The sequence below is a fragment of the Alicyclobacillus hesperidum genome (genome assembly GCF_900107035.1).
Classification (GTDB): domain Bacteria; phylum Bacillota; class Bacilli; order Alicyclobacillales; family Alicyclobacillaceae; genus Alicyclobacillus; species Alicyclobacillus hesperidum.
In genome coordinates this window covers 13065-26409 of record NZ_FNOJ01000010.1, presented here as the reverse complement: position 1 = coordinate 26409, position 13345 = coordinate 13065, and the positions used below count along the sequence as shown (strand labels likewise).

The 13345-nt window shown below is 52.6% G+C and carries 10 protein-coding genes, 1 other RNA gene and 1 pseudogene; 8 read left to right on the top strand and 4 right to left on the bottom strand.

The genetic code is table 11. The annotated features are described in order from the left end of the window. Nucleotides 1–23: 23 nt before the first annotated feature. The 4 genes from BLU70_RS08745 to ssrA all read left to right on the top strand — a co-directional run bounded on the left by BLU70_RS08745 (nt 24) and on the right by ssrA (nt 5282). A complete protein-coding gene (locus tag BLU70_RS08745) occupies nt 24–1163 on the top strand; it encodes an MFS transporter (protein ID WP_074693236.1) in 1140 nt (379 codons plus the stop codon). Between the two features lie 120 nt (nt 1164–1283). After that, nucleotides 1284–4094, top strand: coding sequence for a ribonuclease R (gene rnr / locus BLU70_RS08740; RefSeq protein ID WP_074693235.1), 2811 nt, complete (start codon nt 1284–1286; stop codon nt 4092–4094). A 155-nt stretch (nt 4095–4249) separates the two neighbouring features. Beyond that, nucleotides 4250–4720 carry an SsrA-binding protein SmpB gene (gene smpB, locus BLU70_RS08735; protein WP_040290781.1) on the top strand — a complete coding sequence of 157 codons (471 nt, stop codon included), beginning with the start codon at nt 4250–4252 and terminating at the stop codon, nt 4718–4720. Nucleotides 4721–4911: 191 nt separating this feature from the next. Further along, nucleotides 4912–5282: a transfer-messenger RNA gene (gene ssrA / locus BLU70_RS08730) on the top strand. A gap of 515 nt (nt 5283–5797) precedes the next feature. Here the strand turns inward: ssrA and BLU70_RS14965 are convergent. The 3 genes and pseudogenes from BLU70_RS14965 to BLU70_RS08715 all read right to left on the bottom strand — a co-directional run. Continuing rightward, nucleotides 5798–6979 (bottom strand): annotated as a pseudogene (locus tag BLU70_RS14965) (recombinase family protein); the annotation flags it as partial. Then, on the bottom strand, nt 6957–7124 hold the full coding sequence (locus BLU70_RS14600) for a hypothetical protein (protein ID WP_176780871.1): 168 nt from the start codon (nt 7122–7124) through the stop codon (nt 6957–6959). The gene BLU70_RS14600 and the pseudogene BLU70_RS14965, both read right to left, overlap by 23 nt. A 187-nt stretch (nt 7125–7311) precedes the next feature. Next, nucleotides 7312–7788, bottom strand: coding sequence for a recombinase family protein (locus BLU70_RS08715; protein ID WP_074693234.1), 477 nt, complete (start codon nt 7786–7788; stop codon nt 7312–7314). 266 nt (nt 7789–8054) lie between these two features. On the opposite strand from BLU70_RS08715, the gene BLU70_RS14595 reads away from it, so the two are divergent. From BLU70_RS14595 to BLU70_RS08700, 4 genes are all read left to right on the top strand, one after another. Next, a complete protein-coding gene (locus tag BLU70_RS14595; protein WP_176780870.1) occupies nt 8055–8222 on the top strand; it encodes a hypothetical protein in 168 nt (55 codons plus the stop codon). Nucleotides 8223–8407: 185 nt separating this feature from the next. Next, nucleotides 8408–8593 carry a hypothetical protein gene (locus BLU70_RS08710; RefSeq protein ID WP_074693233.1) on the top strand — a complete coding sequence of 62 codons (186 nt, stop codon included), beginning with the start codon at nt 8408–8410 and terminating at the stop codon, nt 8591–8593. Between the two features lie 3 nt (nt 8594–8596). After that, a complete protein-coding gene (locus BLU70_RS08705; protein WP_074693232.1) occupies nt 8597–10006 on the top strand; it encodes a recombinase family protein in 1410 nt (469 codons plus the stop codon). After that, nucleotides 9957–11543 (top strand): recombinase family protein, encoded by a 1587-nt coding sequence (locus BLU70_RS08700; protein WP_083341222.1) that lies wholly within the window; start codon nt 9957–9959, stop codon nt 11541–11543. Before BLU70_RS08705 ends, BLU70_RS08700 begins: the two co-directional genes overlap by 50 nt. 216 nt (nt 11544–11759) lie before the next feature. Here the strand turns inward: BLU70_RS08700 and BLU70_RS14365 are convergent, their stop codons facing one another. Beyond that, nucleotides 11760–12620, bottom strand: a complete 861-nt coding sequence (locus tag BLU70_RS14365) for a hypothetical protein (protein WP_143027504.1) — start codon at nt 12618–12620, stop codon at nt 11760–11762. Between the last annotated feature and the right edge of the window lie 725 nt (nt 12621–13345).

The following is a 13345-nucleotide window of genomic DNA, read 5'->3' as shown; positions in this document are numbered from 1 at the left end:
GAAAGAGATTAGGATTCTTAATTATGGCGATTTTTATTGTGTCGCTCGATTTGCGTCCTCCCATTACGTCAATAGGCCCGCTGATGACGCAAATTCAGCACGCATTGCACATGAACTCCCTGACCGCAAGCCTGTTGACCGCGATTCCGGTTTTTTGCATGGGGATTTTCGCCCCGCTCACAGGTACGCTCGGTGACAAAATGGGCATTGATCGAGCGATTTTCGCTTGTATGGTGCTCATTGGCCTTTCCACGCTGTTGCGCTTTTTCGTTCACGCGTCTGCGCTCTTGCTCGTATCGGCCTTTTTGGCGGGCGTCGGCATTGCGGTGATTGGACCTTTGCTCTCCGGTTTCATCAAGGAGCACTTTGCCGAGCGTGCGGCGGCCATCATTGGCATTTACTCGGTCGGCATCGGCGTTGGCGCCACTGTCAGTGCTGGCTTGTCGATCCCGCTTGGCTCCGCGCTTCACTCATGGCAAGCATCTTTGGGAACGTGGACGGTACTCGCCGCACTTGGACTCGCGGTGTGGGTGCCGGTGCTTGTGGCGGATCGCGGATTCCGCGACGAAAAGCAGGCAAAGGGCAGGCTGCCGTGGAATGTCGGTCGGGCTTGGCTGTTGTTGATTGCGTTCGGTTTGCAGTCAGGCATATATTATTCAGTCACGACATGGCTCGCGCCACAAGCCGAGCAAACAGGGTATTCGGCTGCTGGGGCGGGGGTGGTGCTGACGACGTTCTCCGTCATCCAAATGTTTTCGAGTCTCGTCATTCCCATGCTCGTGCATCGCAGCAACAAGCGGACGCCTTGGCTCATGGCGTGTGCCGTGTTTTCCGTGATCGGTTTGGCCCTGTGTGCAATGCCGCTCGGTATGACTGGCCCCTGGATTGCCGACGTCTTTTTGGGAATCGGACTTGGCGGCCTGTTTCCCATCCTGCTCATACTGCCCCTCGATGAGGCTTCGACAGGCGACGAGGCGAGTCGCTGGACGGCCATGATGCAGTGCGGCGGCTACATCATGTCCGGCGTGGTACCGATGCTGGCAGGAGCCATTGAAGACGCAACCGGAAGTTATCATCAATCGTTTTGGCTCCTTGTCGCACTGGCAGCAGCCCTGTTTGTCTGTTCCTACTTTTTAAAACCGCAGCGGCAGGCAAGTCACTGATCGTCTACGGCAAAACTTTCTACGGCAAGGGGTGGCGATCTCGCCTGTTTGTGTCCATACTAGTACAGACATTACGTATCGGTTCGCGCCAAGGCGAGTCTGACGATGGAGTGAGTTCCCTTGCAAAGAGAACAACTGCTCGACTATATGGCCAGCGACATCTACACGCCGCTGACCGCACAAGAATTGTGTGAAGTCTTCGACGTCGAGCGGGCGTCGGAGTTTCGGGACTTTGTGAAGTTGTTAAATCAAATGGAAGACAGCGGCGAGATCATGCGCACGAAAAATAACCGCTACGCTTTGCCTGAGCAGATGAACTTGATTGTGGGCAGGCTTCAGATGAAGGCGCGCGGATTTGGTTTCGTGATTCCTGAGCAGGAGTCGGAAGCGGATATTTATATTCCCGCGACGGAGCTTAACGGCGCCATGAGCGGCGACAAGGTATTGGCCCGCGTTCGCGACGTACGTGGCAAAACGGGGGCGCATCGCGAGGGCGTGATTGTGAAGGTTGTGGATCGGGCTAACGAGCGAATCGTCGGGAAAATTGCGTTGTACGCGCACCATGCGTTCGTCACGCCGCTCGACAAACGTTTTGCCGATGATATTTTCGTGCCGAAAGAGGACGCGCACGGTGCGCATGATGGGTACGTCGTGGTCGTCGAATTGACGTCGTATCCGTCCGCGACGCACGGGCCAGTGGGGCGCGTCGTCGAGGTGCTTGGGCATCCGGATGAGCCCGGCGTGGACATCCTCTCGGTCATTCGCAAATACGGGTTGCCGGAGCAGTTTCCGGAGCAAGTTTTACGTGCCGCAGAGGCCATTCCCATCGAGATCGATCCGGCCGAGATTGCCAAGCGGCGCGATTTGCGCGGTGAAGTGATCGTCACCATCGACGGCGACGATGCCAAGGATCTCGACGACGCGGTGCACGTGAAAGTGCTGGAAAATGGCCACTATGAACTCGGTGTACACATTGCCGACGTCGGGTATTACGTGCAAGAGGGCAGCGTGATCGATAAAGAGGCGTTTCGACGGGGGACAAGCGTGTACCTGGTGGATCGCGTCATTCCGATGTTGCCTCAGCGCTTGTCGAACAACATCTGCTCGCTCAATCCACAAGTCGACCGGCTCACGATGTCCTGCGTGATGGAGATTGATGAACAGGGTCGCGTCGTTCATCACGACATCTTCCCAAGCGTCATCCGCACGGCCGCGCGTATGACGTACAACAACGTGCGGCGGATTTTGGTGGATCAGGATCCTGAATTGCGCCGCGAATATGAATCGCTCGTACCGATGTTCGAGTTGATGGAGCAACTGGCGCTTATCCTGCGTGAGAAGCGCATGCGCCGCGGGGCTGTCGACTTTGACTTCGACGAAATCTACGTCAAGGTGAACGATCTCGGCGAGCCCGTCGACATTGTGCCGCGCCAGCGCTCAATTGCGGAGCGGTTGATCGAGGAATTCATGCTTGCGGCCAACGAGACGGTCGCGGAGCATTTTCACTGGCTTGGTGTGCCGTTCGTCTACCGTATTCACGAGGAGCCGGACGCGGCCAAAATGCTGGACTTGAACGCGTTTTTACACAACTTTGGGTATCACCTGAAGGGTGTCGGCGGTAGCAAAGTACATCCTCGCGCACTGCAGGAAGTGTTGAACGAAGTGGAAGGCACGCGGGAAGCCCGCATGATTTCCACAGTCATGCTCCGGTCGATGCAACAGGCGAAATACAGGCCGGAATGCACGGGGCACTTTGGGCTTGCGGCAGATTATTACACACACTTTACCTCACCCATCCGCCGTTATCCGGATTTGACCATCCATCGCATCATGCGTGAGGTCTTAAGTGGTGGACTTTCGCCGGAGCGCGAGGAGAAGTTGCGCGAGTTCGTCGCTGAAGCCAGCCGTCAGTCGAGTGAACGTGAGCGGATTGCGCAAGACGCGGAACGGGAAGTCGACCAACTTAAGATGGTCGAGTACATGCAGGCGCACCTCGACGAAGAATTTGACGGCATCATCACGAGCGCGACCCAGTTTGGGTTATTTGTGCAACTCGACAATGGCGTTGAGGGCTTGATTCATATTAGTGCGCTCGACGACGATTACTACGTTCTTAACGAACGCCAAATGGCGCTCATCGGCGAGCGCACGCGCCGCGTGTTTCGCATTGGCGATCCTGTTCGCGTCGTGGTGACGCGTGCGAGCAAGGAAGATTTGCGTATCGACTTCGGACTCGTCGCACATCTGCGCGAAGCGACGTATGTCGGCGGCGCAGGCGGCGAGGCCATCGTGTACGATGAGGATCTGTCGCCCAAGGAGCGGCGCGAGAGCATCCGTCGTCGCGAATCGATGTCCAGTGAGCGTGGTGGGCGCCAACAGCGCGATCGCGGTATAGGTGGGCGTGGCAAGCGCGATAGGCTGCGTGGGAAGACGGTGCGCGGTGGTTATGACCGCGCCGGACGTCGGCGGGACGCGGTGCCAAGCGCGGATCACGAAGACCCCATCATCGACGTTCGGCATGCGGCTTCGCCGCCGGATATGCCATATGACGAGTGGGACGCGGAATTCCCGGATCCGCGTGCCCTGCGTGAAGCTGAAGGTGGACGTGGGAAACGCCAGCGGCAAAGTGCAGACGAGCGGTTTGCCAAGTGGGATCGGGAAACAGGTGGAGTTGGCGATCGCGCACGTGGAGAGCGGCGAACTGGCGGTTACCGTACGTGGCCCACGAGAGGCGAACCGGGCGTTGCGAAAAAGGGCCCAGGTAAGGCCAAGGGCCGCAAGCATAGCGAGCGAGCAGCGATGGAGTCGGCGGATCGGCCAAGGCGAGCGAAATCTGCCAAAGCGGTAGTCGGTGCCGCTGCGCAATCAGGTGGTCGGGGCAAGGCGAAGAAGGCCAAGGGGAAGCCAACTGGCAAACGTGGCCGCAGATGACACAGGGATGGATGCCGTAGTGACAGGCACCCTGTGTCCATCATCCGTGAAGTCTCCAGAGGTTGCCGCTTGGGCCAACGCCTTGCTCGTGCTGGTGAGCCATGGTATGATGAAATATACGCAATATATCTGCTGGTGGCTCTGGAGTGACACGCATGGCAAAGTCCGGTGAGGGGAAGATCCTCGCGCAAAACCGAAAAGCGTACCACGATTATTTTATCGAGGAGACGTTCGAGGCAGGCCTTGTGCTCACCGGAACGGAGATCAAGTCGATGCGCAAAGGCTCAGTCAGTCTGCGCGATGCGTATGCCCGCGTAGAGAAGGGCGAGGTGTTTATTCACAATATGCACATCGCCCCATATGAGCAGGGCAACCGATTTAATCACGATCCGCTGCGAACCCGAAAGTGCTTGCTCCATCGCAAGGAGATCAATTATCTGTTCGGGGCCGTTCGCGAACGTGGAGTCACGCTCGTGCCGACGAAGATTTACTTGAAGAACGGCTTCGCGAAAGTGGAACTTGGTCTCGCGAAGGGTAAAAAGTTGCATGACAAGCGCGAGACGATGAAGAAGCGTGACGCCAATCGTGAAATTGAGCGCGCCTTGCGGGATCGACAGCGCGGGTAAGGTTTGCTTAAACCACGGTTGCTGATGGGGCTGAGCAGGGTTTGCATAAGTTCCTGCCGTTTGCTTCGGTTGTGAGCGGCTGGCCGGATCGCCAAAAACATGCCGTTGTCAGAAACTGTGGATCGTGATAGACTGAGTTTCGTCAGCCAAGCAAGAACACCTCAGCGATTAGCGAGACATTCCCAAAACGCGGGGGCGTTTTGGATTCGACGGGGATTGTTCGAGCATGGACGGCGGGTCGTGGGGCTGCGCACACGTTAATCACGCAGGTCTAAGTTTAACTGGCAAAGCTAATCGCTTTACCTCACAAAGCAAGATCGCTCTCGCTGCCTAATCGCGCGAGACCGTTACATGACGCGTTGCCTGTGCGCGCCCTGTAACGTCACCTGAGCAGGCTAGTCGATGCCTTTGTTCGCGGGGCACCGGCGAAACCATAGCGAACTTGCCTGTGCACCAGCGTGATCGTCCGCGGGTGGCAGGGACTGTAGTAGACGGTCTACGCCCGTAGATGTGCATGTAGCGAGATCTTCGGACGCGGGTTCGATTCCCGTCGCCTCCACCATCCGAAATCCGGGCGAAGCACAGAAAAATGTGCTTCGCTCTTTTCATGTAAGGATCCGGGCCCATCAAGGGGCTCGGCCAGAAATAAACCTGCATCTGGCGGGTTTCCGGATCAAAGATCATATGTGACACGAAAGCACGTATCATCTCACGACGCTGCTTGTTCGTCCCCGCTTGCATCACGTTAGAGAAGTCTTCGAGCAAAGTCCGCAACTCCAATTCGGTAATGGGACGGATGGGCTGTACTTCGACCAGCAAAGCCGCCTTCTTACGTTCCAACCGCTCCTTCTCGGCTTCAACGGTCTTAAACGCTTCAGCCAAGGTTGTTGAAGGGCCGGTCATTTGAATCGTTGCGAGGAGGTTGTTCATCTTTCTCTGGGCTTGCTCAATGGCCTTATCAAGTGACTTGAGCTCGTTACTGCCGTGGCTGTTGATGTCTTGGATGATGACGTTGACTCGCTCTAAAACCTGAGAAACAAACTCGTGACTGGAATACCTGGACATCACGGCTTGGATGATGTCGTTCTCAACGGTCTCTTTAGAAACCTTTACAATCGGCCCACAACGACCATGTTGTCCCTCGTTACTCGCATGACTGCAAGCGTAGAAGCTCTTGTTCTTGGACTTCTGGTAACTCACCATGTGCCCGCCACAACGGGCGCACACGAACATGATTTCTCCCTCAGCATTGGTGCCAGAAAAGAGATATGGACTAGCGTCTGTCCGTGGAGTGAAGGTGCGAGGCCCCCTTTGTTCTCCCAAAGCAGTAGCCAAGTCGACTTCCTCCATGGTTAGGATGGCTGGATGTGCATTCTCGACCTTAATCCACTGATCTTCCGGCTTGAACTTTCCTTGCTCCTGGCGCAACATTTTGTCTTTCTTGTTTTCCCTGTTCCAGATGGCGACGCCCGCTGCACCTAGCAGTCGGTCACGACGGAAAATTTCGTGCATTGTCGATTTGGTCCAAAGACCGCCCTCCGGGCTTGGGATTCCTTCAGCGTTGAGTTCGTCACGGATTTCCTCATAGCTCATGTTGCGCCCGATGCGCATGTCAACAACAATTCGCCGCAAGACCTGTGCTGCGTGCTCGTCAACTTCCCAAATGCTGCGATACCTCGTCTTCGCCCCGGTGTAATATTTCACACGAACGATTTTATAGCCGTACTGTGGACGACCACCGTTCTTTAATTGCCATCCAGTCTCAGGATCCCGTTGCACGAAATTGCTCAGCATTCGGCTATAAGTCTTTTGAGCAATTTGCATGGAGTGTGCCGCCGATAAACCCGTGTTGACTTGCTGCATGATCATTCCATCTGGTTGAGAAGTGTCGTAGGTTTGAATGGCATAGTGCAACCGAACATTACGGTTTTTCAGCTCCTGTCGAATCCAGCCAACGTGATCCGGCTCCCGACCCAACCGGTCATGTTGTTCAACCAGCACATCCTTGACCTCGGGATGGTTGTCCAGTTCCCGCAGGAGCCGAGTAATACCGTCACGACCGGCTGAGTTCCGGAAGGCACTATGCTCGTCGACGAACCACTGGACGATTTCGAATCCCTCAGGCTCGAAGCGTTCACGGATAGCCTTTTCTTGTGCAGCCATACTGTTGCCCGTCTCGTCTTCCTTGCTACGGCGTTTGTATGCGAAGGCCGGCCGTTGCTGAGCGTAGGTCTGCCTACGCAATTCGTTGTGTGCCACTGACAATCACCTCACGATTCAAAACCAACCACCGTTCGATCATGGTGGCGACCACACTGATTTGTTTGTCTGTGAGATTGGCTGGACAGGAGTCAACAATTTCAAAGCGGTACTCCAGTTTTTCTTGCTCATGTGCAGTTTGCACAAAATCTCCTCCTCTCAAACCTCCCAAATTTTTGCGAGACAAAGCATGGAACAACTTGTTTTGTTCAAACAAGGCACCAGACTGTTCTCGCAATGTATTTTGTTTTTCAATATGTGAGGAGGGCGGCGAGCCAGTGTCTCAGTGCCAACTCGCCAGAAACGGAATTACCAGTTACCCGATTGTCGCTTTACTTGCCGAGCATCAACTCAACGCCATGGTCTTTGAGGTGCGACTTGACGTGGGACAGATATGTCCTTGACCGACCAATACGGGTCAGGTCAACAGCCAATACTATTGAAACAGTGGGAATCGCCCGTACGGCCTTCATGAGCTGCGAGAATCCAGGCCTGGCGAATGGATCTGTTATGCCGGTGCAACTGTCGTAGAACACTTGCGTGCATTGAAGATCGAGCTTTGCCGCTTTGTCTTTCAGAAGAGATTCTTGTAATTGAAAATCGTCAGCATTTGTTGAACGCACATAAATGAATGCTTCGTCGTGCGAAGCACGAAATAACCTCTCCCGCCTACGTTGCCAGGCTGCCTTTGCCTTACGAGACCGCTTCTGACGTTCGGGCTCATTGACCGCATGCAGAACACGTTCCATCAGCACAGTGGATGGCTCTTGTCCACTGCTTATTGGGTTGACATGTGTAGTTTGTGACATATGACATTTCCCCTTTCGGTTTTGGACTCTGACAAGCACCTTATGCGATCCGCCAGAGGTTTGTCCAAATTTACAACATCGTACATTTTTAGGAATCCCCACATGACCCCGGCGGAACAAGATTTAGTGCTGTTGATGGGGATACCTTACAAGGCGAACGGGCCAAAAGTCCAAAATTACGACACGTAAACTGCAAATGATTTTGGAAGACTTGCAACATCTCACAAAGATTCGATGATATGGCATCAGTTGAAGGGGGTGATGTCATGCATGAGACGAAACTGGGAGACCAGTGGTGGACAAATTTGGTCGAGGCGGCACGTGCTTCAGGGGTGTCGAAGTTTGTCATCGATCAATTCGTTTTGAAAAATCCGAGAGTAGCAGAGGTGATTATGGATGATACAGATACTCCAGGATCTGAAGATGCCAGGTAGTGAAGCGGAGGTGATCATCGTCCCTCGTCACGACGACGTAAATGTGCAGTTGTCACTCTTTCTTGAGATGCCAGGTTCCAATGAAGGGGTCCCACAAATTCTCACGACACAGATGAATGCACACGTTTAGCCAGTTTCCAAATCGGGAATTCTAGGAGAAATGCTAGATTCCCGGAGGTGTACATATGACTGACGTGCGTGTTGTACGAGTGGAGTATGAAAATGAAAATTCCTTGGCAGACGAGTGGATACAGCGGCTCGTAGAGCACCTCCTGATTGTAAAACTTGAGCTTGCGCCCAAAGATGTCGCAAACTTCCTCATGAGCACCAGGGTTCAAGAGGGTGACCCAATGTCTGGTGAGGAGGTGTAAGTTATGAATCTGGAGGGTGGCAAGTATTGTGCCTTTTATGTCCGAGTGAGTACAGATGCACAAGATGAAAGGATGCAGCATTCCGCTGCTGAACCCATCTTGCGGCAAGTACCACCGGACCGGCTGCTCACTTTTGTCGATCACGGAGTGTCAGCAGCGAAGGTCCCGATGGCTAAACGGCAAGAGCTACAACGCATGTTGGCTCTCATTCGTGGTGGTCAGATCGGAACACTGATCTGTTATGAGCGAGATCGGCTGGCACGGGATGCCTATGAGTACGTGGAGATTGCGAAGCTGCTGATTTCCCGTAAAGTGGAGGTCGTCTTCACCGCCGCTTCGGCAAGGACTTTCGACGGAAACATCTTGGTGGAAGGTATTTCCGACATTGCTGCGGCGTACGAGGCGCAGGCCATACAGCGAAGGGTATCGGATGCGGTGAAAGAATATCCGGCACAACTCTTCGGATACAAACGTATCCGGGGAGACGATGGATTTGTTCGTTACTACAGGGATTCCAAGCGTGCGGATGGCATAGCTGAGCTGTTTGACGATATTTCGTCGGTACGGGGATTCGATGAATTCATGCTGAAGTTCGAGTCTCACCGCAGAATTTTGCATCGCACCGAGGCGCAGATGCTAAAGGTGCTTCAGACGCCGTTCTATGCAGGTCATGTCCAGCGGTTTGGGACTTATCATGCGCTCCCACACGTTGAACCCATCACATCGTTGCAAACATTCAAGGCCGTACAAGTTAGCATCTCAAACCTTGCACAATGGACTGGTAGAGCGTTGGACAATGCAATTGAGGGAATCATGCAACCGATTTGTGGCCTGTGCGGGTCTCCAATGGCGCAGAAATCGTCAATCAGTTATGAGCCTCGTTACGAGTGTCGCCGTGGAGGACATCGGGTAAATGTTATTGATATCTCGTTGCTCAATGCCGTTGTCATGGAGCAAATTTCAAAACGGATTACAAACCTCGATGTTGAGGCGTTCCACCAAACATGCTCCGAATTCATCCGGAGGCACGTTCGTAGGCTCGAATCCGAGAGGGCTAGGGTGATAAAAGAATACGAAGATAAGTCCCTGGCTTTTGCACGGCGCTTCGAACCAGGTGTCAACAATAGAGTGGCCGAACTGGCACTGCAAGAGATTGAGTCGCTCGAGGAACAAAGTTCATCTTTGTCTGACAAGATTCGGCAGCTTCAGGCTGGTTATTCGCTGGATGTTAGGGGACTTATTGATTTGGTACAACACACGCTGGTGACAAGAATGCAGGATAAAGGTGCGGTACGATCCCTCGCTTCACTGTTATTCAGTAGAGTCATCGTCTTCCCGGAACGAATTGACTTTCTAGCGTATTATGGCAAGTTTTTGCGAAACGGAGGTGAAAGTCATGAAGCAACGGCGTAACGGGGTTGCGTATTTGCGTCGATCAAGCGAGCGGCAGCGGCAAAACCACTCGTTAGAAATTCAACGTAGTCAGGTCTTGCGGTGCGCAGAGTTGAACGGATACGAAATCATCGAATGGTTTATCGATGACGCAGTGAGTGCATATCGAAAACCGGCGCTCAAGCGAGATGCCATGAAGGCGCTTCTGACAACTGTGCTAGAACATGACGCCGTGAACGGAGTCTTCTTTTATGATGAAAGTCGTGTAAGTCGGCAAATGTCGGACTTCGTATTGCAGGTTTTCAATCCAATTAAAGAGCGAAAACCACAATGCGAATTTTTCAATGCAACGACAGGTTTGTGGGATCCAAAGTCACCGGTAGTGCAGGCACAGCTCTTGATGGCGCAATATGATTCGACCGTAAAATCCACTCGTGCCATTGACGCACAAAGTATGTTGCTTCATGATCCTCGAGGTCCTCGACGACCGGGTGCGCCTGCGCCATATGGATATCAATGGCACAACGGTGTGCTGGTTCCTGGCGAGACCGCCGGCGTGGCCCTGTTCATTTTCTATCTCGCCTCATGGGGATATGCAGACGCTCAGATCGCCGTCATCTTGAATAAAGCTGGAATCCCCTCCCCGAGGTCGGGTGAGTGGCGTACGAGCACCATTGATGTGGTTTTGAATAATCCAGTTTATTGCGGAAACCTTGCGTGGAACCGGCGCAAAGGCTATTCAAATAGCGCTCGGAAACCGATTGGACAGTACGATTTGTTTGAAGGGCAAATTGATGCCATTGTTCCCAGACCGCTCTGGGATATTGTTCACGAACTGCGAACCGTCAAAAAGGAAACCGGGATGAAATTTAACACACCAAACCTTCTTCAAGGATTGGCTCACTGCAAAAAGTGCGGCGTTGGTTTGCTTGTCAAGGACAGCACACCTGCTCGCTCTTCAAAGAGATACGTTCATTATGTATGTCCATCGTGTGGGCAGAAAATCGCAACATCCAAGCTTGATGAGGTCGTCTTGAAACAGATCGCTCGAGAATGGCCCGGACGAATCAGTCTTTTCAAAAGCCAGGCACGAAACACACTTGTTCGGTGGAAAAAGGAGATCCTTGTGGCGCAACGAAATGCAAATGCCGAACTCGAGGAGGCGAGATATCAGCGGGCAACGTTATCTACTTCAACGCCGTATGCAGAGAAGTGGGAACAACTTATTTCGTTGCGGGAGACTGCTTCCAAGGAAAAAGTCCAGAGGTCGATTTCTCTTTTGGAGGAGGTATCGGCACTTTCTCAAAATTCTACGTTCGATGATTGGATAGCAAGATTCATGGAAACCGACTGGGTAAACCTTTTAAGCGATACCGAGCGTCGCACATTTTGTTTCTTCGTCATCCAGCAGGTGGATGTGGATTTTACAACCGTAGCCAAGGTATCAATCTGCTTCCGTTTGTCGCCGTTTGTGAACCTGGCAAAAAGCATTGGGTGCTTAACCGAATTTGATGCAGACACTGTGGGTGAAAAACCGAATGAACAGCAGGGAGCATGACCAGCTATCCGAGTTAAAGGAGGGATATCCCGCAGTAGTGCGGTATTTTCACGGGTTTCATTCGGTTATTTACACGTCGAGGTATCCCTAGACGGGTGCAAAGCCGAACATAAAATATGACTGGTGGGTAAAAAACCGAATCAGGATGGGGGGAGTTCGCTTGGATGTATGGAAGAAACGCAGATGCGTTTCTTCTACATAGGGTGTGTGAATCACTCAAGCGGTGGAGCGCCCGAGAAGAATTGGCTCAACCCGGCAGATGCGATGGTAAGCGAAAGGATACCAGTTCTTCAACTGTTCCTTAGTGAAAAGTGAGACTAACAGGCGGAACCACAAGGTTGGGTCCCATTGTTCCTTGGTCAAAATCAAGAGAACGGCTTGATGTGAGGACTTTCCAGGCGGGTTGCCGAAACAATATTTTCTCGTTTTTGACGGAAAAATACCGTCTCTTCCATTAAAATATTCTTCCTGAACAACCAAAATACCCTTGTCTCGAAGCCCCTTCATAGCCCGATCTAGACTATCCTTCGCTAAATGGGTCATGTCCCGCACCTGTTCATATCCCAGATGGAAGCATCCCCCTACATTCGACATTTGGAACCACGCAGCGAACATCACTTGCTGTTCGGCAAGCACTGTAGTTTGGCCACGAATCCAGTGTACAATAGCCGCCGTCACTTTTATGACTCTCGGTACGCCAGAAGTCAAAGGATGTGTCCACGCATATTTTGCCACTCGATGCACGTCTCTCATGTGTTCCGTCCAAGTCGTTCCAATGTTCTCTCGATGTTGTTCGTATTGCTTACGAGACCATGATATCAGAACATCGATGAACTCAGCGAGGGAATCGGGGCAAAGCGACGGTGTGTTTCGAATATACGCTGCAACCCGGACAAGCGTATCATGCCGTGTGCTTGGTGCAATGACTCCCAATTTGAATGCCGCTTCTGTTTGATCCTCGCTCCAGGATTTCTCCAAAATGACAGTGCGCTTGCGCTTGCGCTTGTGTTGTCGTTGGCTCAACCCTTCATCCTCAATTTCGTACAGAACCGTAGGGTCGTCAGGAACGATGTTCAAGAGATACTCATACGGGTTTGCAATTGGATCCAGGGTATAGGGATCCACGAAACCGCAATACCTTTCGGCACTCCAGTTGATTCCGAGTGGCAGCTTGTTTCCACGCTGAATCGGCAAGCATTCTACTTTAAGACCTGTTCCAATTTGCGGACCTTCTCGATGTTGGAGCACAGCCTGAAACAATTGCATTGCAATTTTGATTGAGACTCCACGCCTAAAGTAGACCGTCACATGATAACCTTTTCTCCCACTGATGATGATGTGAGGGTGAAGCCCCCATTTCCTAAGGAGCTCGGAGATAGCCGTTGCAGCCCTTCGAGCTTCCAGAGCAGCGTCCCATAAAGGATTGTCATACAATCGCATCGCATCGATATCCCATGACAAAAAGTGCGTCTCGTACTGACTCTTAGAAAAAACCCCCACAGTACACTTCAGCGTTAAATGTTCCTTCAAGATACTCACGCACAACCGATTCGGTTTGAAAGCTGGGTCATTGTCCGACACTTGATACCACGTGGCGTACATGGGCAATACGGGCTTGTCCATGAGCAACCACTTGCCTCGATGCGGTTGATATAGATCAAACAACTTCTTGATGCAAGCAGTAAGCCGATCCTTTGAACCGAATAAGCGCTGGTACGTTTCCATGAACGTCTCGGGACGTGATTTCCACGGACTCGGCTCGTGCTCGTTATCTGGCGAGAAATGTGCTTCTGCGTCGTCGT

Bases quoted from the DNA above. Each gene is read 5' to 3' on its own strand.
- BLU70_RS08745 (WP_074693236.1), top strand. From the start codon at position 24: ATGGCGATTTTTATTGTGTCGCTCGATTTGCGTCCTCCCATTACGTCA.
- smpB (WP_040290781.1), top strand. From the start codon at position 4,250: ATGGCAAAGTCCGGTGAGGGGAAGATCCTCGCGCAAAACCGAAAAGCG.
- BLU70_RS08715 (WP_074693234.1), bottom strand. From the start codon at position 7,788: ATGTCACAAACTACACATGTCAACCCAATAAGCAGTGGACAAGAGCCA.
- BLU70_RS14595 (WP_176780870.1), top strand. From the start codon at position 8,055: ATGCATGAGACGAAACTGGGAGACCAGTGGTGGACAAATTTGGTCGAG.
- BLU70_RS08710 (WP_074693233.1), top strand. From the start codon at position 8,408: ATGACTGACGTGCGTGTTGTACGAGTGGAGTATGAAAATGAAAATTCC.
- BLU70_RS08705 (WP_074693232.1), top strand. From the start codon at position 8,597: ATGAATCTGGAGGGTGGCAAGTATTGTGCCTTTTATGTCCGAGTGAGT.
- BLU70_RS08700 (WP_083341222.1), top strand. From the start codon at position 9,957: ATGGCAAGTTTTTGCGAAACGGAGGTGAAAGTCATGAAGCAACGGCGT.